This window comes from Deminuibacter soli, from assembly GCF_003412455.1.
Lineage (GTDB): Bacteria > Bacteroidota > Bacteroidia > Chitinophagales > Chitinophagaceae > Deminuibacter > Deminuibacter soli.
Window position 1 is genome coordinate 400,135 of the sequence record NZ_QTJU01000001.1, and the last position, 25,012, is coordinate 425,146.

Here is a 25,012-nt window from a genome sequence, read left to right on the forward strand (position 1 = left end):
TTGAAAATTTGGCGTGCGCCAAATTTTCAAAATTGTTTGATAGCTGCATTGTTTTAACTACAGCCCATGCTGTTACCACAATTTAAACATTTGTAACAGGTGCCGCTGCGAACCGTGATATGGCCGCAGGTATTACAGGCAGGTGCATCGCTCTGCATGCTTTTAGCTGCTGCATTTACTGCGCTTAACCCGGCGTCTGTTTTTACGGCAGCCTTATGTGTTTTGTGTTGCGGCTGTGCAGCAGGCGTGGTATTGGGCGATGCAGAAGTTACCCGCACACTGCTCAGCTCGGGTTTGCTTAACAGTGTAAGTTCTTCTTCATGGCCCAGGTTGCTTACCTCGGGTTTGTCCAGCACATGCACCAGGTCTGTACGGCCCAGGTATTCGTAGGCCAGCGAGCGGAACACAAAATCAACCAGCGAAGTGGTGGTTTTGATATTCGGGTGATCTACCATACCTGCAGGCTCAAACTTGGTGAACACAAATTTTTCCACAAACTCTTCCAGCGGCACACCAAACTGTAAGCCTACAGAAATAGCTATGGCAAAACAGTTCATCAGGCTGCGCAGTGTAGAGCCTTCTTTGGCAAGGTCAATAAATATTTCGCCAAGCGTGCCATCGCTGTACTCACCGGTACGCAGGAATATCACCTGACCGCCTACCTTGGCTTTTTGTGTGTAACCGCGGCGTTTGGCCGGCAAGCTTCTTCTTTCCACAATACGCGCCAGCTCACGTTTCAGCTGGGTATCTGGCGCTGCCTGCATGCGTTTGTTCACCTCTTCAAGCAGCTCTTCAATGGTAAGTTTGCCCAGGTCAATCATGGCCGCTGGTGCTGCGGCCGGTTGTTCTGCAACAACCGCAGCCGTGCTTTCTTCACCGGCTTTTTTCTTTTTGTCTGATTTATTGCTCAGTGGCTGCGACAGTTTTGAACCATCGCGGTACAGGGCATTTGCTTTTAATCCCAGCTGCCAGCTCAACAGGTAGCTGTCGGCAATTTCATCTACTGTAGCCTCGTGCGGCAGGTTGATGGTTTTTGAAATAGCACCGCTTAAAAATGGCTGGCAGGCTGCCATCATGCGGATATGGCCGTGCGCATGTATAAAACGTTCGCCTTTTTTACCGCATTTGTTGGCACAGTCAAACACCGGCAGGTGTGCCTCTTTTAGATAAGGCGCGCCTTCAACGGTCATGGTACCGCATACATAATCGTTCGCTGCATCTACCTGCTCTTCTGTAAAGCCCAATGCTTCCAGCAAATCAAAGTTCCAGTCATTGTATTGTTCCGGCGTAAAGCCAAGGCGTTCCAGGCAGGCTTCTCCTAAAGTAAAACGGTTAAACACAAAACCTATTTCAAAGGCAGATTTTGCAGCTTCATTCAGCTTTTTGATTTCCTCTGCAATAAATCCTTTTTCACTCAGGGTTTGCGGGTTAATAAACGGTGCACCTTCAAAGCTGGCAGCGCCTACCGCATATTGTACAATGGCGTTGACTTCTTTTTTGCTGTAACCCAGGTTCTGTAAAGCCGTAGGTACAGACTGGTTGATGATTTTAAAATAACCGCCGCCGCTCAGTTTCTTGAATTTCACCAGCGCAAAATCAGGCTCAACGCCGGTTGTATCGCAATCCATTACCAGCCCGATGGTGCCGGTTGGGGCAATCACGGTGGTTTGTGCGTTGCGGTAGCCGTGTTTTTCGCCCAGCTGTACTGCCTCATCCCAGGCTTTGGTAGCTGCTTTCAGCAGGTAGTCAGGACAAAAACGGGCGTTAATGCCCACCGGGCGGATGCTCAGTCCTTCGTAGGCATCAGCCGCATCGTAGGCAGCAGCACGGTGGTTGCGCATTACGCGCAGCATGTCTTCCCTGTTTTCCTGGTAGCGCGGAAACGCACCCAGCACCTCCGCCATTTCTGCCGAGGTTTTGTAGGCAACACCGGTCATAATAGCGCTCACAGCGCCTGCAATGCCGCGTGCTTCTTCGCTGTCGTAGGCAATGCCGCTTACCATCAGCACAGAGCCCAGGTTGGCAAAACCCAGTCCCAGCGTGCGGTAGTCGTACGAAAGCTGCGCCACTTCTTTGGAAGGAAACTGTGCCATCAGTACAGAAATTTCCAGCACCACCGTCCACAAACGGCAGGTGTATTCGAAGCCTTCCACATCAAACGTGTTGGTGGCTTCATCGTAAAATTTACGCAGGTTGGCAGAGGCCAGGTTGCAGGCAGTATTGTCGAGGAACATGTACTCTGAACAAGGGTTAGACGCGTTGATGCGGCCACCCTGCGGACAGGTATGCCATTCGTTGATGGTGGTATCGTATTGCGTACCGGGATCTGCACAACGCCAGGCTGCATAGGCAATCTGGTTCCATACTTCACGGGCAGGTATGCGTTTCAGCACCCTGCCATCTGTTCTGGCTTTCAGCTCCCAGTCACTGTCTTCTTCCAGTGCTTTAAAAAATTCGTTGGGAATGCGGATGGAGTTATTCGAGTTCTGGCCTGCCACCGTCATGTACGCCTCGCCTTCATAACTGTTGTCGTAACCGGCTGCCACCAGGGCTGCCACTTTTTTCTCTTCCTCTACCTTCCAGTTAATAAACTCCATTATTTCGGGGTGGTCCAGGTCAAGACAAACCATTTTGGCTGCCCTTCGGGTAGTGCCACCGCTTTTAATGGCGCCGGCAGCACGGTCGCCTACTTTTAAAAAGCTCATCAGCCCCGATGAAGTACCGCCGCTGCTGAGTTTTTCGCCTACACCGCGTATCTGCGAATAATTGGTACCCACACCTGAGCCGTATTTAAAAATGCGTGCTTCACGCACCCATAAATCCATAATGCCGCCATCATTTACCAGGTCGTCGTTTACCGAGAGAATAAAACAGGCATGCGGCTGGGGACGTTCGTATGCGCTACCCGATTTTTTGAGATTACTGTCTTTGGGATCTACATAATAATGCCCCTGCGGTTTGCCGGTAATGCCGTAGCTCTCGTGCAAACCCGTGTTAAACCATTGCGGACTATTGGGCACGCAGGCCTGGTTCAATATGCTATACACCAGTTCATCATAAAAAACCTGTGCATCTTTTTCGCTGGCAAAATAACCATATCGCTCGCCCCATACCCGCCAGCAGTTGGCCATACGGTGCGCGACCTGTTTTGAGCTTGTTTCGCGCCCAAGGCTGCCATCTGCCTGTGGAACGCCGGCTTTACGGAAATACTTCTGGGCAAGAATATCGGTGGCTATCTGGCTCCATTGCCTGGGGACTTCCACATTGTTCATTTCGAACACAATTTCTCCGCTAGGGTTACGAATTATACTGGTGCGGTAATCATATTCGAACATGTCAAACGCGCTTACCGTATCACGGGTAAACCGGCGTTGAAACTGCATACCTTTATTGGATTGCTGTTTGGCCATATTCGGTTATTATTAAGGAGTGAAGGAATTCGGGGAAAGGTGTTAACGAATTTATCTTTTGAAATCCATTTTCTGAAGGCAGAAATATGCACAGCTGTGGATAAGGAATATTGGCTGAATAACAATTCAAAAGGATACTATTTTTTAACAAAATCTAAAATCTGGCAAGAATTTCGTAGCTTTTAAGACAAGTGTAAATAGGCGAATTGCATGCCAAAAACAGTGTAGAAAAAGGGAAGAATTACCCTTAATCCCTTAATATTGAAGTCTTATACATAAATAAGCAGACGTATATTTTATAAATCCCGCCCTTAAACAAAAAACTTTTTCGCATTTTTGCATAGGCCACCTATTCAAATTACATGAAGCATAAGCTATACCATCAATTTTTAGAGAGAAAGAAAGCAGGGCGCAAATCTTTTACGGTATTGATAGATCCCGACAAGGTAAACGCGGCTAAAATTGATCAATTGGTAGCCCTATCCATTGATGCAGGGGTGGATTATTTTTTCCTGGGCGGCAGCCTGGTGATCGACAATAACCTGGATGAATGTATTCAGCAGATCAAGGCTTCCTGCGATATTCCTGTTATCCTGTTCCCTGGTTCCCCTTCCCAGATCAGCAAATATGCCGATGCACTGCTGTACCTCTCGCTTATTTCGGGCCGCAATCCCGAACTGCTTATTGGTCAGCATGTGATCAGCGCCCCTGCCGTTAAAAAAAGCGGCCTGGAAATTATGCCTACCGGTTATATGGTTATAGATGGCGGCGCCCCTACCACGGTATCGTATATCTCCAACGCAACACCCATCCCGTCTGATAAAAACGATATTGCCATGTGCACAGCCATGGCCGGCGAAATGCTGGGTATGCAGCTCATTTATATGGACGCCGGCAGCGGCGCCAAACGCCCCATTACCGAAACCATGATTGAACGGGTGTCATCACAAATAGAATCACCCCTGATTATTGGCGGCGGCATTACCAGCCCGGAAAAAGCTTACCGCAACTGCCAGTCGGGCGCCGATATTATCGTGGTGGGCAATGCCATTGAAAAAGATACTACCCTCATCAAGGAAATGAGCGATGCCATTCACCAGATGAACCGGGTAAAAGTTTAAGCAATTACGTTACTTCTTATAACAGCAAAGCCGCTCTGTGAGTGGCTTTGCTGTTATATACCCTTCTGCTGTTAACGGTTTAAAGCACCGGTATCTACCCTTGAAGGCGTGTCTTTTCCTTCAATAATAGAAGTAGAGCTGATGGCTACAGCTTTGATGATCTCTGCCATATTCTTCATGTCCAGCGTGCCTATTTCGTCGCTCAGCTTGTGATAATTGGGCTCATTGTCCATTTTAGAAGTTGAAATGGTGTGTGCCGGTACACCCAGGCGGGCCAGGGTGGCATTGTCTGAGCGGTAAAACAACTGCTGGTCTGTATACGGATCAGGATAAAAGGTAAAACCGGAGCCTTGCAGGTTTTTCTCCAGTATTTTGCCCATGTCTGTTTTTTCGTAACCGGTAATGTATGCGGAATTTCTACCCCATTTTGATTCGGTGCCGATCATTTCGATATTGAACATCGCCATTACATCGGCAGGATTTGAAAATTGTTTTGAAAAATATTGTGAGCCATAACCGCCGATTTCCTCTGCGGTGAAAGCTGCAAATACCAGTGTGCGCTCATTGTTATGCTGCGCTTTAAAGTAGCGCGCCAGCATAATTACGCCGGTGGTACCTGCTGCATCGTCGTTTGCGCCGTTGTAAATGGAATCACCATTCTCGGGTTTATTGGTAATACCCAGGTGATCGTAGTGACCGGAGAAAATAACGTATTCGTTCTTTTTGCTTTTGCCCGGGATAACACCCACTACATTCATCAGGTGCTGCTCGGTAATGGCCTGCTTAACATGAATGGTAAATTTTGCAGGCAGTTGTTGCGCCAGTACCAACACGGTTGAATGCGGGGTGGCTGATTTAAACTGTGAGCCTGCAAAATGCTGTAAACGCGGAAAAATACCGGCCAGTGAAGAATCTACCAGTACCAGTGTGTTGGCAGTAATCTGCGACAAACCGCCTGCAAAGCTGCGCAGCTCCTGTGTTGATTTCAGGGTTTTAACAGCATAACCCGATTGTTCTGTAACCGTAATATCCGGCTCAACACTTACTGCAATAATTTTATCTGCACCCAGTGCAGTGCCATCAAACGTTGCTTCGGCCAAAGTTGTTTTTGCATTCACCATGCTGAAACGCTGCAGGTAACTGTCGCTGCTGTTCCAGGTTTGCAAGCCTGCCTTTTTAAATTCAGCTGCAATAAATGCAGCTGCTTTTTCATTGCCCGGCGTACCGGTTTTGCGGCCCTGCATGGCATCTGAAGAAAGCACACGCTCTATTTTTTCAACCTCACCTGCATTTATAATAGTGTTGATGTTTTGCGCAAAAGAACAATACGAATAAGATGCTGCAAAAAACACAGCACCGATAATCAATGGTTTCATCGTGTTGAGATGGTTGAAATTGTTATAATGGTTTTGTGGAGGATTTACAGGCTCATCATTTCCTTGAACTTAACGGTCTGTCTTCTGCTCACTTCAATTTTTTCACCGCCTTTCAGTTCAAGCAGTAAACCGCCGTTAAAGTAAGGTTCTATCTTTTCTATCCAGCGCAGGTTAATAATATGCTTGCGGTTGGCGCGGAAAAAGATACGGTCGTCGAGCCTTTCCTCCAGTGCATTCAGCGATTTCAGGATAAGGGGTTTGTTGTTGCCGAAAAACACTTTGGCATAGTTGCCCACACTTTCAAACAAACGTATTTCACCCAGCTTTACAAACCAGCAACGTTCACCGTCTTTTACAAATACCTGGTCATTGTCTGACAAAGGGCCACGGTTGATAAAGCTGCCGTCTTCTGCGCGTTCATTGCGCATTTCATCCTGCAGCTTGTGTACCGCATCGGCCAGGCGTTTGGGCTCAATGGGTTTTAACAGGTAGTCGAGTGCATTTACTTCAAAGGCCTTCAATGCATACTCATCGTATGCCGTGGTAAACACCACACGCGGTGCCTTATCCAGCTCGGCCAGCAGGTCGAACCCGGTTTTACCGGGCATCTGAATATCCAGGAAAATGAGATCGGGATTTTGCGTTTCAATTTTTTCCACGCCCTCATCTACGTTCGAAGCTTCATCAATCACTTCGATATCGGCATGCTCCTGCAGTAATTTTTTCAGTTCATTTCTTGCCAGACGCTCATCATCTACAATAATCGCTTTAATAGACATAGCTGATACAATTTATGTGCATAAGGAATCTGTTACAAACATGCCGTGTTACAAACCATTCACCGGCATAATTACTTTCGCTTCCACCATGTTGTTGTTCACATCTTTGATTTCAAAAAACGCGCGCGAGCCAAACAGCAGTTTTAACCGGTTGCTGGTGCTGGCAAGGCCAAAGCCATCACTGCGTGCATGCCCGTTTAATTTGCCGGTGTTTTGCACAATCAGCTCATGATGGTCGTCCCTGAAATCGGAAATAATTTTGATACGCCCCCCGTCTATCTGTTTGCTGATGCCATGTTTAATGGCATTCTCTACCAGTGTCTGCAACATCATGGGTGGCACTGGCTGATCCAGTGTGTCTTCGTCAATATCATATTCAACCTGCAAGCGGTCTTCAAAACGGATATGCTCCAGCGCCAGGTAATCCTGCACAATATTCAGCTCACGTTCCAGCGGGGTGGTTTCCAGTTTTTCGGCCTGCATGCTGCTGCGTAATATGTTGCTTAGTTCTGTAATGGCGGTGCGTGCACGTTCGGGGTTTTCATCTACCAGCGCGCGGATGCTGTTAAGCGCGTTGAATATAAAATGCGGGTTGATGTGCGCTTTAATGGTTTTCAGTTCCAGCTCTTTCACCAGGCTTTCCAGGTGAATTTTATCGAACTGGTCTTTCCGGCTTTTAATTACATAATGGTAAATAAAATACACCAGGTTCCAGATCAGGAAAAACATAAACGAACCGGTGAACGTGCGCATGGCCTTATTAAAAAACGAGAGGGCTTTGAACGATTCTTCTTCAATTTCCAGCTGCTCTTCAATAAACACCGATAAGAAGGAATAACAGAAGGCAAAAAACACGGTAATAAAAAAGAGGTAGGTGACCTGTTTTTCAAGACTTAACCGGGTTACATTCATCGCTTTAATCACACTGCGCATAATGTGCGTTAACAAAAAACCTTCTGCTGCTGCGAGAAATAGCGAATCAAAAAAAAAGGGCTGCGGACGGGTACGCATGGTGATGTAGAAGAAGGTCCAGATAACACAATAAGTGCCCCAGCCTGCAATCTGGCATACCCAGTATGGAGAGATTTTTTTGAGCATAAGTATAACCCAAATTTACTATGCATGCACAGTTTGCAGGATTTAAATTTGACCAGAGGCAATTTTCCCCCGGTAACGGCAAACAAGGCACGGATTTATCAGCAGACAATATAAACAATAATTGTTTTCAGCGGTTTATTTTAAAACAGTGGTTAGCCGTTAAACCAGCTGAAAATAGTATTTTTACACTCAAATTCTCTTTTCAGATGGAAATAACACCTGGTCCATTGCTTCGCATGATAGATTCACCCGATGATCTTAAGAAATTAAGCAGGGAGCAACTACACCAGGTTTGTGATGAGCTGCGGCAGTACATTATTGATGTAGTGAGCGTTTACGGCGGGCATTTCGCTGCCAGCCTGGGTGTGGTAGAACTGAGCGTGGCATTGCATTACATTTACAATACACCTTACGATCAGCTGGTATGGGACGTAGGTCACCAGGCTTATGGTCATAAAATACTCACGGGGCGCCGTGATAATTTCATCACCAACCGCAAATACAAAGGCCTTAGCGGTTTTCCCAAACGCTCAGAGAGCGAATACGATACTTTTGGCGTAGGCCACTCTTCCACTTCCATCTCAGCAGCGCTGGGCATGGCCATGGCTGCCAAATACAAAAATGAAAACCGCAAATCGGTAGCCATTATCGGCGATGGCGCCATGACTGCAGGCATGGCTTTCGAAGCCCTGAACCATGCAGGTGTGGCTGATGCTGACATGCTCGTTATTCTCAACGACAACTGCATGAGCATTGATCCTAACGTGGGCGCGCTGAAAGAATACCTTACCGATATTTCTACCAGCCATACCTATAACAAACTGCGCGATGATGTTTGGAATATGCTGGGCAAACTCCCGGTAGGTAAAAACTTCAGCCGCGACATGGCCAGCAAGCTCGAAACCAGTGTAAAAGGCATGGTGAGCAAAAGCAGCAACCTGTTCGAATCGCTGAAAATACGCTACTTCGGCCCTATTGACGGGCACAATATCACCAAACTGGTAGATACGCTGAAAGACCTTCGCAACATACCAGGGCCCAAGCTGCTGCATATTGTTACCGTGAAAGGTAAAGGATACGCGCTCGCGGAAAAGGACCAGACCAAGTGGCATGCACCCGGATTGTTTGATAAAGTAACCGGTGAAATTTATAAGAAAACATTTGAAACGCCGCAGCCTCCCAAATACCAGGATGTGTTTGGCCACACCATTGTAGAGCTGGCGGAAAAGAATGCCAAAATAATGGGCATTACACCTGCCATGCCCAGCGGCTCTTCCCTCAAAATAATGATGGAGAAAATGCCTGACCGCGCATTTGATGTAGGCATCTGCGAACAGCATGCAGCCACACTCAGCGCAGGCCTGGCCACACAGGGGCTGCGGGTGTTCTGTAACATCTACTCATCGTTTACACAACGCGCATACGACCAGGTGGTACATGATATTGCTATCCAGAAATTACCGGTAGTAATGTGCCTTGACCGTGCAGGCCTGGTAGGCGAAGACGGGCCAACGCACCACGGCGCTTATGATATTCCTTTTTTCCGTTGTATCCCCAACATGATTATCAGCGCGCCGATGAACGAACAGGAGCTGCGCAACCTGATGTACACAGCACAACTGGACAGTAATGAATATCCTTTTGTTATCCGCTACCCGCGTGGCGAAGGGGTAATGCCGCAATGGAAAACACCGTTCGAAGCAATTACGGTGGGTAAAGGCCGCAAGCTGAAAGATGGCGAGGAAATAGCGATTTTATCACTTGGCCATCCCGGCAATTTTGCCACCGCGGCCATCCGTGAACTGAAAACAGCAGGCATCAATCCGGCACACTACGACATGCGTTTTGTAAAACCACTCGATGAAGCTTTACTGCATGAGGTATTCGGCAAATACCAAAAAGTTGTAACCGTTGAAGATGGTACCGTAGTAGGCGGCTTCGGCAGTGCTATTCTTGAATTTATGAGCCGGCACGGTTACCATGCCCAGGTAAAAATGCTCGGTATTCCAGACAGGATTGTTGAGCATGGCACGTTAAAGGAACTGCATCGCGAATGTGGTTACGATGCGGCTGCCATTGCAGAAACAGTAAAAGAAATGATGAAAGACAGCGTAAAATTCAATACCCTGATAGCAGGATAAAATACCATCCATCTCTTTATACAAAATGCGATCAGTGATGATCGCATTTTTTTTGCGGCTTGCGCTGCTATGGATTTTTATTTACTAGTTCTCGCTGGGCGACACCTGGTTAAAATCAATCTGCGAAATATCGATATCATCTTCCCTTTCAGGGTTCCATTCAAGAATGAAATTGTTTTTACCCTCACCCACCATAATGTTCATGTATTTCAGCTGCACCAGCTCAAGCAGTGAGAGAAAGATGAAGATAGCCTGGATGCGGTCTGCACATTCTTCAAATATGCGTGGAAAAGCCACCGTTTTTTCCCGGTTCACCATCGACAGCATTTGTTCGCGGCTGTCTTCCATGCTGTAGTTGTAACGCACAACAGTGTGAACGGGTTTATTGTTTTTATCGTGTATGCGCTGCATCACCTTTTCAAACGCCTTCATCAGTTTGAACAAGGTTACGGTTTGTATTTCTGTGCCTTCAGAAGCGTCTTCTCCAATTTGCGACAGTTCTTTCTGCAGGTTGCCGCGTTTCACCATCAGCATGCGGATGGCTTCCATTTCAGCCATTTCAATAGATGCTTCCTTAAAACGTTTGTACTCCAGAATTTTATCTACCAGTTCCTGGCGCGGGTCAATTTCATTGCCCTGTGCATCGAGCTCCTTGCGTGGCAGCAGCATTTTGGCCTTGATGCGCATAAGGGTTGATACAAACAGGATAAACTCGCTGCTCAGTTCAATATTCAGTTTTTCCTGGGCATGTATGTATGCCAGGAAATCGTTGATGATACCGGTAATGGGAATATTGTAAATGTCCAGCTCGTCCCTTTCAATGAAAAAAAGCAACAGGTCGAACGGGCCTTCGAACTGGGGTAATTTTATCTGGTAGTTGGGCGTATTAATCGCTGCCATAGTGTGCTGAATAAGGTGCTATCCCTGCACGGCAAAGTATTCACCGGGCCGGGATAGCACAAATGTATCGTTTGTGGCAATACAATCAGGCAACAGTATGGGTGCCCCTGCAGGAATATGGATATCTTCTGAATAAGTTTCCGTTTACGGGCGCTTTTTCAACTCGTCGCGTATTTCGGCCAGCAGTTGCTCTGTTGGTGTGGGGCCGGGTGCAGGCGCTGCTGCTTCCTGTTTGCGGCGCAGTTTATTGATGCCTTTTACCATAAAGAAGATAATGAGGGCCAGCAGGATAAAATTAATAAGTACGGTTAAAAAGTTACCGTAGGCAAACAGTACGGTATCAGGTATTTTCCTGGCTTCTGCCAAAGGTGTTTTATCAGGAACAGTTCCTTTCAGCACCAGGTACAGGTTACTGAAATCCGGCTTGCCAATGATGGCTGCCACTACAGGCATTACCAGGTCATTTACCACGCTGTCTACAATTTTACCAAATGCCCCGCCAATGATAACACCCACGGCGAGATCCATTACATTGCCTTTTACAGCAAACTCTTTAAACTCCTTGATAAAACTCATAATAGTAGGTTTTAAATATAACAAATACGACTTGCAAGTTTACTGTCTTTCCCGCTGGCATCCATTCCCTGGATAACCACCAGCACGGCATGTTGTTTACTTGCGTAGAGCAGGTTTTGCAAATCGCTGATCTGCTGCAGCAGCTGCGCCGTTTCCTGTTTAATGGTTTCCTTGTTTACATGGGCGGGTGCGTCGGGGCTGATTTTTCGCAGGTCAATCGCTTTCATAGTGTTGAAAACAATGCGAAATAGATTTGGTTTACAGAATTGCCGGCAAATAAAAATCCCGGTTTGCAGGCAAACCGGGATCACTATCATAACCTTGCACAGGTTTATACCACCATAATTTCCTTTTCCTTGGCTGCAAGGTGTTTCTCAATTAATGCAATAAAGCGGTCTGTAAGCTCCTGAACGCCTTTTTCAGCATCCTTGGCGATGTCTTCACTTAAGCCATCTTTCTGCAGTTTTTTAATTCCTTCAATGGCATCGCGGCGGATATTGCGTACGGCCACTTTCGAAAACTCTGCTTCACCGGCTGATCTTTTCACCAGCTCTTTCCTTCTTTCTTCTGTAAGCGGGGGCAAAAACAGGCGTATCAGCACACCATCGTTTTGCGGCGTTACGCCGATATTGGCCATCATAATGGCGCGCTCAATGGGCGCAAGCATATTTTTTTCCCAGGGCTGAATGCTGATGGTACGTGCATCGAGCACGGTTACATTGGCCACCTGGTTAATTGGTGTGGGTGCTCCGTAATAGTCAACCGCAATGCTGTCGAGCATGGCCGGACTTGCTTTTCCTGCCCTGATCTTTGCCAGTTCTGATTCAAGGTGATTGATTGCTTTTTTCATGGAAGATTCGGCATCATCCAGTATCAGGTCCAGTTCTTCTGACATATTAGGTGTATTTAGATGGCGGCAAAACTAACAAATCCCCGTAAAAATCTGATATCATGCAATAAAAAAGCAACCCGGTAAAGGATTGCCTGTATTATTTCGTTGTGCAAAATCGGTTATTCTTCTTCTACTGCCGCGGGGCGTTCTTTAAAAGAGAACAGCGACACCAGTTTAACACGCTGTGCGGTTTCTTCTTCATGCTCAAGCGCAGGCGCTGTTTCTACACTGTGTTTTACCACATGCATGTGGTGAATACGTGTTTTAAGCCTGGTGGTCATGTAAATCGCGGCGAAAAACAATGTAATCAGGCAAAGGATAGACATGGTTGAACCCATGAGCGGCGCCAGTACAAACGATAACCCTGCAAATGCAATGGTGGTAATGCCTACAGACACGGCGATGGTTTTGTGCGAAAATCCTTTGTCGAGCAATATATGATGCAAATGGTTTCTGTCTGGTGAAAATGGCGAACGGCGGTGAAAAATACGGATGCCGAATACACGCAGTGTATCCATCAAGGGCACCAGCAAAATGCCGAAGCCGATAGCCGGTGAAGCATGTACCGGGAAATTCTGGTACTGGGGCGCCATTTCAATAAAATGGATCACCAGGATTACATTTACCACACCCAGCAGCATAGAACCGGTATCACCCATGAATATTTTTGCCGGATGGAAATTATAGATCAGGAAACCGGCAATGCTGCCTGCCAGTGTAAAACCAAGCAAGGCATGCGCATAGTCGTTATTGATTAAAAAATAAGTGCCGAATACGCTGCAGGTAATTAAAGCAATACCGCCTGCCAGGCCATCAATACCATCGATGAGGTTAAAGGCATTGATCACAACAATAATGGTGAAAAAGGTAAGCAGGTAACTGGACATAGGATCAATTGCCTGTAAACCAAGAAAACCGTACATACTGGTAATCACTACTTTGCCACGAAAAGCCAAGATAGCTGCAACCAATACCTGGCCCACCATTTTTTTCATGGGCGACAACATGACCAGGTCATCTTTTATACCAATAAAAAAGATAATCAGGAAGGCTACTATATAATACTGAAAACACGCATTTGCATGATCTATGGTGACGGTAAGCATCAGGCTTATTAAAAAGCCGATAAACATAGCCAGGCCCCCAAGTCGTGGGATAGGTTCTTTATGAATTTTCCGCTCATCGGGAAGGTCATAAAGCTTTTTATCATGCGCCACCTGCAGAATAACGGGAATTGCGTAAAAAGTAGTTAGAAATGCAATTATCCCTCCGATAATGATTTGCTCCATGCAGTCACATTTAGTTAGTTAATACAGCACAATGACAATTGGTGGGGGAAATGCGTTGCAAACGTACTGCCTTTTTTTATAATAATTGTATTACGAAATAATTATTTCAAACGCTGGGTACCTCGTAAATTATTCCAAACCCGACAAAACTAAACAAAGCAAAAAACATCTGCAATTTAAACCAGATATATTTTATAGCAATTTTGCTGCCTATTTCTTATCACTTAGATTTGCTAAAACTATTTTTCGTATGGCAGATACACAGGAGCTTAGAAAAATTGCCTCACAGGTAAGAAGAGATATCGTTAGAATGGTACATGCAGTTCAGAGTGGACACCCCGGTGGGTCACTGGGTTGTACAGATTTCCTGACCTCATTGTATTTCGGAATCATGCAACACGACCCTAAATTCAATATGGACGGGATCAACGAAGACATCTTCTTCCTTTCCAACGGACATATTTCACCGGTTTTTTACTCCGTTCTGGCCCGTTCAGGCTACTTTGATGTGAAAGAACTGGCCACTTTCCGCAAATTAAACTCACGCCTGCAGGGCCATCCCACCACACATGAACACCTGCCCGGTGTACGCGTAGCCAGCGGCTCGCTTGGCCAGGGTATGAGTGTGGCACTGGGTGCAGCCAAAGCTAAAAAACTTAATGGTGACAAGCATCTCGTGTTCTCCCTTCATGGCGATGGCGAACTGGATGAAGGTCAGAACTGGGAAGCCATCATGTTTGCAGGTCATCATAAAGTAGACAATCTTATTGCCACCATTGACCACAATGGCCAGCAAATTGACGGCCCTACAGATAAGGTAATGAGCCTCGGTAACCTGCACGCCAAGTTCGAATTGTTCGGCTGGCGCGTACTGGATATGGACGGCAACGATATGGACGATGTTATCAGGGTACTGGATCAGGCTAAATCACTCGCGGGCCAGGGACAACCTATCTGCATCATCATGAAAACCGTGATGGGCAAAGGTGTCGACTTTATGGAAGGTCACCATGAATGGCATGGTATCGCTCCCAACGACGAACAACTGGGCAATGCACTTGCACAGTTGCCCGAAACCCTTGGTGATTATTAGCATTTCCCGGGGCGTAAACGAAACACCCTGCCAGTTATTGCACCACTATAAAAAATAATATATAAAAAGGCCGTTTTTAATGAAAACGGCCTTTTTATATATTCAATATGATCAATTATGTACAGGGAAAAGTCGAAAACCGGAGAAAAATAACGGGTTGCTTATTTTAGCTTTTTAGGCTAAACTGTTGGGTTGCTGCCTTTCTTGCCGGTAAAAAAGCCGCCAGCACGGTAATAAATGCCACGGTTGCGGTGACCAGGATAAAATCGGCCGGGGTCATTTTCACCGGGTAATAATTAATAATGAATGTACCGCCTTCCAGCTTTATTATTTTGAAGGTAAGCTGCACATAACAAACCAGGTAAGCCAGCACCATGCCTGCCAGTCCGCCAATACCTGCCAGTAAAAATCCTTCACTCAGAAAAATGCCCTGTATCAGCTGTTCATTGGCACCCATGGCTTTTAATACAGCGGTGTCTTTCTGTTTTTCCATTACCAGCATGGTTAAAGCGCCAATCATGTTAAACGCTGCCACTACCAGTATCAGGGATAAAATAGCGTAGATCACCCATTTTTCAACAGTCATAACCGTGAACAGGCTCTGGTTTTGCTCAAGCCTTGTGCGCACGGTAAAGCCTTTACCCAGCCTTTTTTTAAGTTCAGTACTTACCCTTTCAACCTCGCCGGTATTGGCTACTTTCAACTCGATGCCGCTGTATTGTTCCGGTTTCAGGTTAAGCATGTACTGCATAAAGTCGAGATTGGTGAAGGCGTATTTGTTGTCAAATTCCTGCTGCACCATAAAAGCGCCGCTCACATGAATGGGAGCAGAGAGCATACCCTCCTGTCCGCCGGCTGCACCAGTGGCCCGGTTAGGCAGGTAAACCGTGATATCCGGCGATTCCGGCGACGAGGGGTCAACTGCCACTGCGTTTTCGATACCTACACCTATTACCAGTGAAGGCGTTTCGGCATTGCCCATGGCATACTCGCCGCGTTTAATATGCACCTGCAGGCGGTTTACCACCGCATAATTACTGTCAATTCCTTTCAGCGATACAATGGTCTTTGCTTCGCCGTTTACCAAAGCGGCCTTTTCTTCTACAGTCCGTGTAATCTGCACCACACCCGGCGTTTCTTTCATGCGCTGTAATTGCTGTGCCGTAACATGAAAAAACTTGCCGGAGGCCGGGGTAATGCGTATGTCTGAATAAAAATCGCTGTATAAACTCTGCACCAATCCTTCAAAACCATTGAACACGCTCAGCACAATAATCAACGCCGCAGTGCCTACGGTAATGGCTACCACACTAATCCATGCAATAATATTGATGGCATTGGTTGATTTCTTCGATTTAAAATAGCGCCAGGCGAATAACAGTTTCACAGTAGTTAGTCTTGGGATGAAGTGGGCTGATCGTTTTCGGGCTTGTCTTCATTGATTTTTTTGAAGAGCTCTTCCATTTTAAATACCTGGTCCAGGGTATCGTCATGGTAAAACTGCAGCACCGGTATACGCCGCAGCTGGTGTTTTACCCTGTCGGTGAGTTCTTTTTTTATTTCCCAGGCCCTGTCTTCAATTTTTTTCATGGTAGCTTCTACATGCTTTACCTGAAAAAGGCTCAGGTATATGCGGGCTTCCAGCAGGTCGGGCGTTACTTTTACAGATGAAATGGATACCATTCCTCCATCTATCATATTCAGCGACAGGCGGCGGAAAATATCACTCAGCTCTTCGTTTAACAAACCGGCAACCTGTTTTTGTCGTTTTCCTTCTTCCATAGTATTACCTTTGAAGCCGTAAATTTACAGCTTAAAATTCACAGACAGGGAACGGGATTCTGTGCATCCCATGCAAATTCAATATGAAAAAATTCTCGAGGATCTTTAAATATGTGGGTCGCTACAAGGCCAAACTGTTTGCTTATTTCACTTTGACCATTCTCTCCACCGTTTTTTCAGTCGTTTCCATTGGCATGCTGGGGCCCTTTATGCAAATCATTTTTGCGCCCAGCACACCGCAGAAAGCCTGCGATTGTGCGCAGCAACCTGCGCAGGGCAATGCTGCCGGCGAATTTCTCAGCAGCATTATTACCCATTACCGCGACAGTTATGGTGCAGTTACCGCAGTAGCGCTTATCTGCGGCTTTATTATCAGCGCTACCCTGCTTAAAAACCTGTGCCTTTACCTGAGCAATGTAATTTCGGCACCCATCCGCAGCGCCATTACCACCGACCTGCGTACAGATATTTACGATAAAATACTGTTTTTGCCTATCGGCTACTTCACCGATCAGCGTAAAGGCGATATTATTTCGCGTATGACCAACGATGTGGGTGAAATTGAAAGTTCGGTAGTAGGCACACTTGAAGGCTTAATTAAAGACCCGCTCACGATTCTCTTTTACCTGGCTTACCTGATTTACCTGAGCCCCACCCTGTCGCTGTTTTTGCTGATACTGCTGCCTGTAACTGCGCTGATCATCGGCCGCATCAGCCGTTCGCTGAAAAAACAGTCACAGGCTGCATCTGAAAAACTGGGGGAAGCATTGTCTATCCTTGACGAAACGCTGGGCGGCATGCGCGTAATTAAAGCTTTTTTGGCTGAAAGCCTGATGCTGCGCAGGTTTCATGATGTAAACCACAGCCTGTTCAATATCCGCAATAAAATGAATGCACGCCGTGACCTGGCATCGCCGCTTACCGAAACACTGGGTGTAATAGTGCTGTGTTCTATCTTGTACGTTGGTGCAAGACTGGCGTTGCAAACCAGTGTTACCGGCCATGGCATGGCTGCGGGTGACCTGATTGCCTACATCGCCATTTTTGCCTTGCTGATTAACCCGGCCAAATCATTGTCTACCTCCTTCTTTAACATGCAGCGCGGCGTAGCTGCCATTGACCGGGTGGAAGAGTTGCTGCAGGCCACACAGGTAGTGGCCGAAAAAGATGTGCCCACGCCTATGCCAGGCTTTAACCATGCAATCGAGTTTAAAAACGTATCGTTCGGGTATGGAGATACGCCTATTCTCAAAAACATAAACCTGGTAATACCTAAGGGCAAAACCGTAGCACTGGTGGGCTCTTCCGGTGCAGGCAAATCATCACTGGCCGACCTGGTGCCCCGTTTTCATGATGTGAGTGCAGGCGAGTTACTGATAGATGGTGTAAACATCCGTGAATACTCATTGCACGGACTGCGCCAGCACATCAGCATTGTTACGCAGGAGCCGATTTTATTTAACGACACCATTGCCAACAACATTGCCCTGGGTACTGAACACCCCGATGCAGCGGCCATAGAGCAGGCGGCCAAAGTGGCGAATGCCTACCAGTTTATACAGCAGAAAGAAAACGGTTTTGATACCAACATCGGCGACAGGGGCAGCAAACTGAGCGGTGGTGAACGCCAGCGCCTTACCATTGCACGCGCGGTATTAAAGAACCCGCCTATTCTTATACTGGATGAAGCCACTTCATCACTGGATACAGAGAGTGAGCGACTGGTACAGGATGCCATCAACAATATGATGCAAAACCGCACCAGTATTGTTATTGCACACCGTTTAAGCACTATTCGCCATGCAGACGAAATTATTGTACTGCAGAAAGGCGAGATCGCTGAACGCGGTACACATGAATCACTGATGGAACAGAAAGGCATCTACTACAAACTGGTAGCCATGCAGGAAGTAAAATAAACCACATCCATGTAATTTCTTCTGCCAGCAATAGAACAGGCTGTACAATGCTGCATGCACAAGGCTTCCGGGGCTTGTACAGGCAGCATTTTTTTGTGCGGTTATTGTTCAATTATTCGAGCCTGTTGCAGGCTGCGTGCTTCAACAGTTGCGCTATTCTTCTACACTTCTTTATTCCTGCTATTCATTTTACTTATATAGTGCATTTTTTTATGCCATTTCAAAACCATTTAATAAAGGCGGCCGTAAATGAGTTGTTAAAGGAAGTATTCTGTTCATTTCAAAAACGAAACTTTATGAAAAATGCGATGTACGCAGCAGAAGAGCAAGCCAAAGGCAAGCCGGCTTCTGTACCGCGCTTCTCTGCCTCGAGAAGGAATTTCTTACTTAAAACCGGTGGTATCTCCTTCGCTTCTGCACTGGTATTGGCTGCTTCGGGCTGTACAGACAATGATGCACCCAATGGTGGTTCCCTCACACCGCCCAACACAACAGCCATTGATTTGGGTAGTGGTGACACCGGCATTCTTAACTACGCTTATGCACTGGAACAACTGGAAGCTGCATTTTACACACAGGTGATTGCTACACCTTACAGCGGCATCAGTGATGCAGAAAAAGCACTGTTGACCGACATCCGCGACCACGAAGTAGCACACCGCGAATTCTTTAAAACAGCATTGGGCAGTAAAGCGATTGTTGCATTGAAAGTAAATTTCAGCAGCATCAATTTCTCTGACAGAACCAGCGTACTGGGTACAGCCAAAGCCTTTGAAGACCTGGGTGTATCTGCCTACAACGGTGCAGGCCATTTAATTTCCAGCCCTGATTATTTAACGCTGGCAGGAAAAATTGTATCTGTGGAAGCAAGGCATGCAGCCTATATCCGCGATCTGATTACACCGGGTTCCTTCTCTTCCAACGTTGACAGCAATGGCCTGGACATATCTGCCGCCCCTACCGACGTGCTGAAGACTGCACAAACCTTTCTTACCTCAAAGCTCGACGGCAGTCACTTACCCAGCTAGCTGAGCCATTACTACCTCCCTTCTCCCGCGGCCGGTATTTACCGGTATTGTATACATCCCTTTTTCATAACCAGTACACAAAACACAACACCATGAATCTTCAGAATATCATTAATGAAATTGCGGAAGTAGACCCCGAGGTTTACGAACGCACCAGCACCCGCAGGCATGCCTTTAAGCATTGGGGTGATTTTGGCAAAAAGTTATCGCTCACAGCCCTGCCGCTGTTTTTCGGCAGCGTGCTGAAAAAAGCTTACGGCCAGTCGACCAGCGGCATTGCAGACGTGCTCAACTTTGCCTTAACACTCGAATACCTGGAAGCAGGCTTTTACAGCAGTGCGTTGGCAAGTACTGCCCTCACCTTTCCTACTGCGGATGCAAAGGCAGCCATTACCACCATTGGCGGTCATGAAACTGCACATGTAAACTTCCTGAAAACAGTGATCTCCGGCCCGTTGGCCAGTACGCCTGTGGCGCAGCCTAATGTAGATTATACGGCCAAAGGCACTTTCCCGGATGTATTCAGCAATTACAACACCTTTTTGGCCGTTGCCCAAACCTTTGAAGATACCGGGGTACGCGCTTACAAGGGCCAGGCCGCTAATGTGCAAAGCAATGCCACCGTATTAACTGCTGCATTGAATATACATTCAGTAGAAGCGCGTCATGCTTCACATATCAGGCAAATGCGGGCGGCAGCGGGTGCAACGGTAAAACCGTGGATTACGGGTAACAGCAGCGGTATTGATTCAACTGCTGTACAGGCATCGTACAATGGCGAGGATAATGTGTCGCAGGGTGGCGTTACCATTACCAGCTTAACGGGCGTGGGTGGCAATGTATCTGCCAATGCGGCTACAGAATCGTTTGACGAGCCGCTGGCCAAGGCCGATGTGCTGGCCATTGTGCAGCCATTTCTCGTGTAGCTTAGTGCCTCCATATAGTCCAACAAAAAAGGTTGTGCGTACTGCACAACCTTTTTGCATATAGCTAAAATGATGTAATCTGAATTATGGCAAAACGATCCCTTTACAAAAACGGGGATTTTGTTTTTCAACCGTTCATGTTTTTCACAGGTACTGCATTACATCGTGGCCCGGTGCAGGCCCTTATTCTACTGTTCGCTGCTTGGTTTTACCAAACCAAGTTTTGCTTCGAGGCTCAGTGTGGCATGGGGAACGGCGCGCAGGCGTGCCTTGTCGATTAATTTACCGGTTACGCGGCAAATACCATACGTTTTGTTCTCGATGCGGATAAGGGCCTTTTCGAGGTGATCAATATAAGTAATCTGGCGGCTGGCCATCTGGCTCAGTTGTTCGCGCTCCATGCTCATACTGCCATCTTCCATGGTCATGTAACGGTTTTCGCTTTCGTCACCGCCCATTTCGTCCTTACGGGTAATGAGGCCCTGTAAATAAGCCAATTCTTTTTTGGCTGCTTCCAATTTTTTATTGATGAGTTCCCTGAACTCATTCAAATCGCTGTCGCTGTATCTAACCAAGGGTTCGTTTGATTTAAAGTTATTTTCTCTTTGTTCGAGCGGCTTGTAATCGGGTTGATAAGGAACGCTTGTCTTAACCGATATTTTGGGCACTTTTACTTCTTTCAGCGGTTCTACTTTTTTAGGAACCGGTTTGGGAATAGGTGCATTTTTTACCTCAACTGGCTTTGGGTTAACAGGCACTGTAACGGGCGGTTGCTGCTTCACTGGCTGGGGCTGTGAGGCAGGCGCGGGCTTTGGTACCTCCTTTTTTACGGGAGCGGGTTGCGTTTTTACTGCAGGGGCAGCAGGCTGGGCCGGTTTGGCACTTTTTACAGCTACTGCTTTCTCAGCAGGTTTGGAAACAGTTTTTTCTGCGGCTTTCACTGCAGTTTTAGCTGGGGCTGCCGGTTTGGCCGGAGCAGCCTTGGTTGCTGTTTTCGATACGGGTTTTACGGCAGGCTTCGCAGGCACGGCAGCTTTTTTAGCAGGTGCTGCTGGTTTGGCTGCGGGTTTTACGACAGGTTTAGCAGCAGCTTTCTTCACCGGTGCGGCCGCCTTTTTTACCGGTTTGGCCGCCGGCTTAGCTATTTTTGATGTTTTTGTGGCTGGTTTCGCTGCTTTCTTGTTGGTAGCCATACGATTAACCTTTTTTATTTACGCTAACTTTTAGCAGAGCGTCATTTACTTCAATTTCGGTGCCATCCTGCAAATCAGGCACTAATTCAAGTGTGTCCGCCAAAATTTCTGCGCAGATGTATTTTTTAAATTCAGTCAGGGAAGGCCTGATGTATTCGTTGTCAAGCACTTTTACGAATATACGGTCTGTTAAGTCAAAACCACTCTCTTTTCTGATATTTTGTATACGGTTGACGAATTCCCTGGCGTCTCCTTCCTGTTTCAGTTCGTTAGACAATGTTATATCGAGGGCTACCGTTAATGCACCTTTGCTCGCCACACTCCAGCCCGGAATGTCTTCTGCCGCGATATCTACCTCATTCAGCAATAAAGTAACAGCTTCTGCATCAATTTGCAAGGTATATTGGCCTTCTTTTTCCAACAATGCAATGTCATGTTGTGTAAAACCCGCCAATGCCGCAGAAACCGCCTTCATTTTTGCCCCCATCCTGGTACCCAGGGCTTTGAAGTTGGGTTTTATTTTTTTCTTGATAATGCCTTCCGTTTCGGTAATATACGCGAATTCTTTAACATTTACTTCCGCTTTAATCAGGTCTTCTACCTTGCCCAGCTGCAATTTCATTTCGGGGTTCAGCACCGGGATCATGAGTTTCTGCAATGGCTGGCGCACTTTTATGTTCAGTTTTTTCCTGAGCGACAGTACCAGTGAAGAGGTATCCTGGGCCAGCTGCATCCTTTCTTCGAGCAGGGTATCGATTGCTGCTTCGCTGGCAACCGGGAAATTCACATGGTGGATGGATGCTGCTTTAAAGCGGCCGGTTACAGCCTCGAGCCTGCAGAATACTGCATCGCTGAAGAAGGGTGAAATAGGCGCCATTAGTCGCAACAGTGTTTCGAGACATTCGTACAGGGTTTGGTAAGCGCTGATTTTGTCGGCTTCGTACTCGCCTTTCCAGAAACGGCGGCGGCACAAACGTACATACCAGTTGCTCAGGTGCTCATCTACAAATTCCTCGATGGCCCTGCCTGCAATGGTGGGTTCAAAATCGTCGAGCGCTGCGGTTACTTTCTTTATTAAGGTATTGAGTGAAGAAAGTATCCAGCGGTCTATTTCGGGGCGTTGTTCCAGCGGAATGTATTCTTCGCTGAAAGTAAAGCCGTCTACATTGGCGTACAGAACAAAGAACTGGTAGGTGTTGTACAGGGTGCCGAAGAATTTGCGCTGTACTTCGCGTATGCCTTCCAGGTCAAATTTCAGGTTATCCCAGGGTGAGGCATTGGTAACCAGGTACCAGCGGGTGGCATCTGCACCAAAAGTGGCCAGGGTTTCAAATGGATTTACCACGTTGCCCAGGCGCTTGCTCATTTTGTTGCCGTTTTTATCGAGCACCAGGCCGTTGGACACAACGGCTTTGTAAGCCAGGCCAGGATATTTTTCGTCAGAAACCGGGATACCTGCTTTTTTCAGCTCTTCGTGCACGTCTTCTTTGATCAGTGCGGCGAGGGCGTGCAGGGTATAAAACCAGCCCCTGGTTTGGTCAACTCCTTCGGCGATAAAGTTAGCCGGGTAGTTCTGCGCGAAGATTTCCTTGTTCTCGAACGGGAAATGCCATTGTGCATACGGCATAGCGCCTGAATCGAACCATACGTCGATGAGGTCGGCTACGCGTTTCATGGGTTTGCCTGTGGCAGAAACCAGGGTTATATTGTCTACATAAGGTTTATGCAGATCGGATGTCAGTTTTTCAATTGTTGCTGCGGCCGTTTCACCTGCTGCGGGCTGCATAATGCCTGCGGCAAATGATTTTTCCAGCTGGGCTTTCAGTTCAGCTACGGAGCCGATGCAGATTTCTTCACGCACCACACCGGCAGCTTCTTCCGCCCCGGTGAGTTCGGTACGCCAAACCGGGAGCGGTGTACCCCAGAAACGGCTGCGGCTCAGGTTCCAGTCAACCATGTTCTCCAGCCAGTTACCAAAACGGCCTTCCCCGGTTGATTTTGGTTTCCAGTTGATGGTTTTGTTGAGCTGCACCATACGGTCGCGCAGATCGGTGGTTTTGATAAACCAGGCATCGAGCGGGTAGTACAACACCGGTTTATCGGTACGCCAGCAATGCGGGTAGCTGTGCTCGTATTTTTCTACTTTAAAAGCGCGGTTTTCTTTTTTCAGTTTTACGCTGATGTCTACGTTTACATCCACATAATTGGGATCGTCTTTGTAGTCTTTTACATAGCGGTTGCTGAATTCGCCCAGGCCGTCAACAAACTTGCCCTGCTTATCTACCATGATCAGTATGCCGATATCGTATTTTTTACCTACGCGGTAGTCATCTGCACCAAATGCAGGTGCCGTATGCACAATGCCGGTACCATCTTCGGTAGTAACGAAATCGCCGAGCAAAACGCGGAAAGGATCACCGCCTGCAACTGCAGGGCTGTTGGCCTCGTAAGGCATCAGCTGCTCGTAACGGCATTCTTCTATCTGGCTGCCTTTGAAAGTGGTAACGATTGACCATGGAATAACCTTGTCGCCTTCTTTGTAAGCGGCAAAATCACCATTTTCTGCTTCGGGTTTAAAGTATTTGCCCAGCAGCGCTTTGGCCAATACCACGTTCACCGGCAGGTGTGTGTACGGGTTAAATGTTTTTACCAGTACATATTCAATGTTGGGGCCTACTGTTAAACCAAGGTTGGAAGGCAAAGTCCACGGTGTGGTAGTCCATGCCATAAAGAACACTTCTTCGCCATTTACCGCATTGAACAGGAACTGGCTTTTCGCGTTGGCGATGGCTTTAAACATCACCACGGCAGAAGTATCTTTTACATCTTTGTAACAGCCGGGCTGGTTTAATTCGTGTGAGCTGAGACCGGTGCCTGCTGCAGGTGAGTACGGCTGAATGCTGATGCTTTCGTACAGCAAACCGCGGTTGTACAGCTTCTGCAACATCCACCACAGCGATTCAATGTAATTGTTCTCGAAAGTGATGTAGGGATGATCCAGGTCAACCCAATAACCCATTTTACGGGTAACATCATCCCATTCACGTTTGTAGCGCAACACCGCTTCACGGCATTTCTGGTTGTATTCTTCAACGGTAATTTTTTTACCGATGTCTTCTTTGGTGATGCCGAGTTCTTTTTCAACACCCAGTTCAACCGGCAGGCCGTGGGTATCCCAACCGCCTTTGCGTTTTACCTGGAAACCCTGCATGGTTTTGTAGCGGCAAACCAGGTCTTTCAGCGTACGTGAAATAACGTGGTGAATACCAGGCATACCATTAGCGCTTGGCGGGCCTTCGTAAAACACGAAAGGCTCAGCGCCTTCACGGAGCGACACACTTTTCTCAAAAGCCTGGCTTTCATTCCATTTGCTCAATATCTCCTGCTCTATGGCGGGTAAATTCAACCCTGAAAATTCCTGGTATTTATTGCTCATAACCAAAAAACCTTGATGTTGCTATATTTTTAAAGGATTGCGAAGTTAATAAA

The 25,012-nt window shown here is 47.0% G+C and carries 20 protein-coding genes; 7 read left to right on the forward strand and 13 right to left on the reverse strand.

The genetic code is table 11. From position 1 onward, the window contains the following. Positions 1-53: 53 nt before the first annotated feature. Positions 54-3,410: a vitamin B12-dependent ribonucleotide reductase gene (locus tag DXN05_RS01650; protein WP_116845467.1), complete on the reverse strand. Its 3,357-nt coding sequence runs from the start codon at positions 3,408-3,410 to the stop codon at positions 54-56. Between the two features lie 362 nt (positions 3,411-3,772). Here DXN05_RS01650 and DXN05_RS01655 point away from each other — a divergent pair, with 362 nt between their 5' ends. Further along, positions 3,773-4,531 (forward strand): geranylgeranylglyceryl/heptaprenylglyceryl phosphate synthase, encoded by a 759-nt coding sequence (locus DXN05_RS01655; protein WP_116845468.1) that lies wholly within the window; start codon positions 3,773-3,775, stop codon positions 4,529-4,531. Between the two features lie 71 nt (positions 4,532-4,602). Here the strand turns inward: DXN05_RS01655 and DXN05_RS01660 are convergent, their stop codons facing one another. The 3 genes from DXN05_RS01660 to DXN05_RS01670 are packed head-to-tail and all read right to left on the reverse strand — an operon-like array spanning position 4,603 to position 7,784. After that, complete coding sequence (locus DXN05_RS01660) at positions 4,603-5,907, reverse strand: M20/M25/M40 family metallo-hydrolase (protein WP_116845469.1); 1,305 nt, start codon at positions 5,905-5,907, stop codon at positions 4,603-4,605. A 44-nt stretch (positions 5,908-5,951) separates the two neighbouring features. Continuing rightward, positions 5,952-6,686: a LytR/AlgR family response regulator transcription factor gene (locus DXN05_RS01665; RefSeq protein ID WP_116845470.1), complete on the reverse strand. Its 735-nt coding sequence runs from the start codon at positions 6,684-6,686 to the stop codon at positions 5,952-5,954. A gap of 48 nt (positions 6,687-6,734) precedes the next feature. Next, entirely contained in the window at positions 6,735-7,784 is a 1,050-nt protein-coding gene (locus DXN05_RS01670; RefSeq protein WP_116845471.1) for a sensor histidine kinase, read from the reverse strand. A gap of 206 nt (positions 7,785-7,990) precedes the next feature. On the opposite strand from DXN05_RS01670, the gene dxs reads away from it, so the two are divergent. Next, positions 7,991-9,925, forward strand: a complete 1,935-nt coding sequence (gene dxs, locus DXN05_RS01675; RefSeq protein ID WP_116846355.1) for a 1-deoxy-D-xylulose-5-phosphate synthase — start codon at positions 7,991-7,993, stop codon at positions 9,923-9,925. Between the two features lie 84 nt (positions 9,926-10,009). Here dxs and DXN05_RS01680 read toward each other — a convergent pair whose 3' ends face one another. The 5 genes from DXN05_RS01680 to DXN05_RS01700 all read right to left on the reverse strand — a co-directional run bounded on the left by DXN05_RS01680 (position 10,010) and on the right by DXN05_RS01700 (position 13,582). Further along, a complete protein-coding gene (locus DXN05_RS01680) occupies positions 10,010-10,825 on the reverse strand; it encodes a segregation and condensation protein A (protein WP_116845472.1) in 816 nt (271 codons plus the stop codon). A gap of 144 nt (positions 10,826-10,969) precedes the next feature. Next, on the reverse strand, positions 10,970-11,401 hold the full coding sequence (gene mscL / locus DXN05_RS01685; RefSeq protein ID WP_116845473.1) for a large conductance mechanosensitive channel protein MscL: 432 nt from the start codon (positions 11,399-11,401) through the stop codon (positions 10,970-10,972). A gap of 11 nt (positions 11,402-11,412) precedes the next feature. Beyond that, entirely contained in the window at positions 11,413-11,628 is a 216-nt protein-coding gene (locus DXN05_RS01690; RefSeq protein ID WP_116845474.1) for a polyphosphate kinase 2 family protein, read from the reverse strand. 104 nt (positions 11,629-11,732) lie between these two features. Beyond that, complete coding sequence (frr, locus tag DXN05_RS01695; RefSeq protein WP_116845475.1) at positions 11,733-12,296, reverse strand: ribosome recycling factor; 564 nt, start codon at positions 12,294-12,296, stop codon at positions 11,733-11,735. Positions 12,297-12,412: 116 nt separating this feature from the next. Continuing rightward, on the reverse strand, positions 12,413-13,582 hold the full coding sequence (locus DXN05_RS01700; RefSeq protein ID WP_116845476.1) for an MraY family glycosyltransferase: 1,170 nt from the start codon (positions 13,580-13,582) through the stop codon (positions 12,413-12,415). Between the two features lie 250 nt (positions 13,583-13,832). Here DXN05_RS01700 and DXN05_RS01705 point away from each other — a divergent pair, with 250 nt between their 5' ends. Further along, positions 13,833-14,675, forward strand: coding sequence for a transketolase (locus DXN05_RS01705; RefSeq protein WP_116846356.1), 843 nt, complete (start codon positions 13,833-13,835; stop codon positions 14,673-14,675). Positions 14,676-14,841: 166 nt separating this feature from the next. Here the strand turns inward: DXN05_RS01705 and DXN05_RS01710 are convergent, their stop codons facing one another. Together DXN05_RS01710 and rbfA are read right to left on the reverse strand one after the other, a co-directional pair. Beyond that, positions 14,842-16,062, reverse strand: a complete 1,221-nt coding sequence (locus DXN05_RS01710) for an FtsX-like permease family protein (protein ID WP_116845477.1) — start codon at positions 16,060-16,062, stop codon at positions 14,842-14,844. 5 nt (positions 16,063-16,067) lie between these two features. Further along, complete coding sequence (gene rbfA, locus DXN05_RS01715) at positions 16,068-16,457, reverse strand: 30S ribosome-binding factor RbfA (RefSeq protein ID WP_116845478.1); 390 nt, start codon at positions 16,455-16,457, stop codon at positions 16,068-16,070. Between the two features lie 83 nt (positions 16,458-16,540). Between rbfA and DXN05_RS01720 the strand changes: the two genes are divergently transcribed. The 3 genes from DXN05_RS01720 to DXN05_RS01730 all read left to right on the forward strand — a co-directional run bounded on the left by DXN05_RS01720 (position 16,541) and on the right by DXN05_RS01730 (position 20,330). After that, a complete protein-coding gene (locus DXN05_RS01720) occupies positions 16,541-18,376 on the forward strand; it encodes an ABC transporter ATP-binding protein (protein ID WP_116845479.1) in 1,836 nt (611 codons plus the stop codon). Between the two features lie 296 nt (positions 18,377-18,672). Continuing rightward, positions 18,673-19,404 (forward strand): ferritin-like domain-containing protein, encoded by a 732-nt coding sequence (locus tag DXN05_RS01725; RefSeq protein ID WP_245975089.1) that lies wholly within the window; start codon positions 18,673-18,675, stop codon positions 19,402-19,404. A gap of 92 nt (positions 19,405-19,496) precedes the next feature. Then, a complete protein-coding gene (locus DXN05_RS01730) occupies positions 19,497-20,330 on the forward strand; it encodes a ferritin-like domain-containing protein (protein ID WP_116845480.1) in 834 nt (277 codons plus the stop codon). A 188-nt stretch (positions 20,331-20,518) separates the two neighbouring features. Here DXN05_RS01730 and DXN05_RS24990 read toward each other — a convergent pair whose 3' ends face one another. Then, the gene (locus DXN05_RS24990; protein WP_245975141.1) at positions 20,519-21,112 is read right to left on the reverse strand and encodes a TraR/DksA C4-type zinc finger protein; all 594 of its coding nucleotides are present in this window, start codon (positions 21,110-21,112) and stop codon (positions 20,519-20,521) included. A gap of 94 nt (positions 21,113-21,206) precedes the next feature. Between DXN05_RS24990 and DXN05_RS25185 the strand changes: the two genes are divergently transcribed. Next, on the forward strand, positions 21,207-21,557 hold the full coding sequence (locus tag DXN05_RS25185) for a hypothetical protein (protein WP_317125852.1): 351 nt from the start codon (positions 21,207-21,209) through the stop codon (positions 21,555-21,557). On the opposite strand, the gene ileS is transcribed toward DXN05_RS25185, so the two are convergent. Continuing rightward, positions 21,528-24,959 carry an isoleucine--tRNA ligase gene (gene ileS, locus DXN05_RS01740; RefSeq protein ID WP_116845482.1) on the reverse strand — a complete coding sequence of 1,144 codons (3,432 nt, stop codon included), beginning with the start codon at positions 24,957-24,959 and terminating at the stop codon, positions 21,528-21,530. The two genes, DXN05_RS25185 and ileS, sit on opposite strands and share 30 nt — an antisense overlap. Positions 24,960-25,012 lie beyond the last annotated feature (53 nt).

Bases quoted from the DNA above. Each gene is read 5' to 3' on its own strand.
- DXN05_RS01650 (WP_116845467.1), bottom strand. From the start codon at position 3,410: ATGGCCAAACAGCAATCCAATAAAGGTATGCAGTTTCAACGCCGGTTT.
- DXN05_RS01655 (WP_116845468.1), top strand. From the start codon at position 3,773: ATGAAGCATAAGCTATACCATCAATTTTTAGAGAGAAAGAAAGCAGGG.
- DXN05_RS01660 (WP_116845469.1), bottom strand. From the start codon at position 5,907: ATGAAACCATTGATTATCGGTGCTGTGTTTTTTGCAGCATCTTATTCG.
- DXN05_RS01665 (WP_116845470.1), bottom strand. From the start codon at position 6,686: ATGTCTATTAAAGCGATTATTGTAGATGATGAGCGTCTGGCAAGAAAT.
- DXN05_RS01670 (WP_116845471.1), bottom strand. From the start codon at position 7,784: ATGCTCAAAAAAATCTCTCCATACTGGGTATGCCAGATTGCAGGCTGG.
- dxs (WP_116846355.1), top strand. From the start codon at position 7,991: ATGGAAATAACACCTGGTCCATTGCTTCGCATGATAGATTCACCCGAT.
- DXN05_RS01680 (WP_116845472.1), bottom strand. From the start codon at position 10,825: ATGGCAGCGATTAATACGCCCAACTACCAGATAAAATTACCCCAGTTC.
- mscL (WP_116845473.1), bottom strand. From the start codon at position 11,401: ATGAGTTTTATCAAGGAGTTTAAAGAGTTTGCTGTAAAAGGCAATGTA.
- DXN05_RS01690 (WP_116845474.1), bottom strand. From the start codon at position 11,628: ATGAAAGCGATTGACCTGCGAAAAATCAGCCCCGACGCACCCGCCCAT.
- frr (WP_116845475.1), bottom strand. From the start codon at position 12,296: ATGTCAGAAGAACTGGACCTGATACTGGATGATGCCGAATCTTCCATG.
- DXN05_RS01700 (WP_116845476.1), bottom strand. From the start codon at position 13,582: ATGGAGCAAATCATTATCGGAGGGATAATTGCATTTCTAACTACTTTT.
- DXN05_RS01705 (WP_116846356.1), top strand. From the start codon at position 13,833: ATGGCAGATACACAGGAGCTTAGAAAAATTGCCTCACAGGTAAGAAGA.
- rbfA (WP_116845478.1), bottom strand. From the start codon at position 16,457: ATGGAAGAAGGAAAACGACAAAAACAGGTTGCCGGTTTGTTAAACGAA.
- DXN05_RS01720 (WP_116845479.1), top strand. From the start codon at position 16,541: ATGAAAAAATTCTCGAGGATCTTTAAATATGTGGGTCGCTACAAGGCC.
- DXN05_RS01725 (WP_245975089.1), top strand. From the start codon at position 18,673: ATGAAAAATGCGATGTACGCAGCAGAAGAGCAAGCCAAAGGCAAGCCG.
- DXN05_RS01730 (WP_116845480.1), top strand. From the start codon at position 19,497: ATGAATCTTCAGAATATCATTAATGAAATTGCGGAAGTAGACCCCGAG.
- ileS (WP_116845482.1), bottom strand. From the start codon at position 24,959: ATGAGCAATAAATACCAGGAATTTTCAGGGTTGAATTTACCCGCCATA.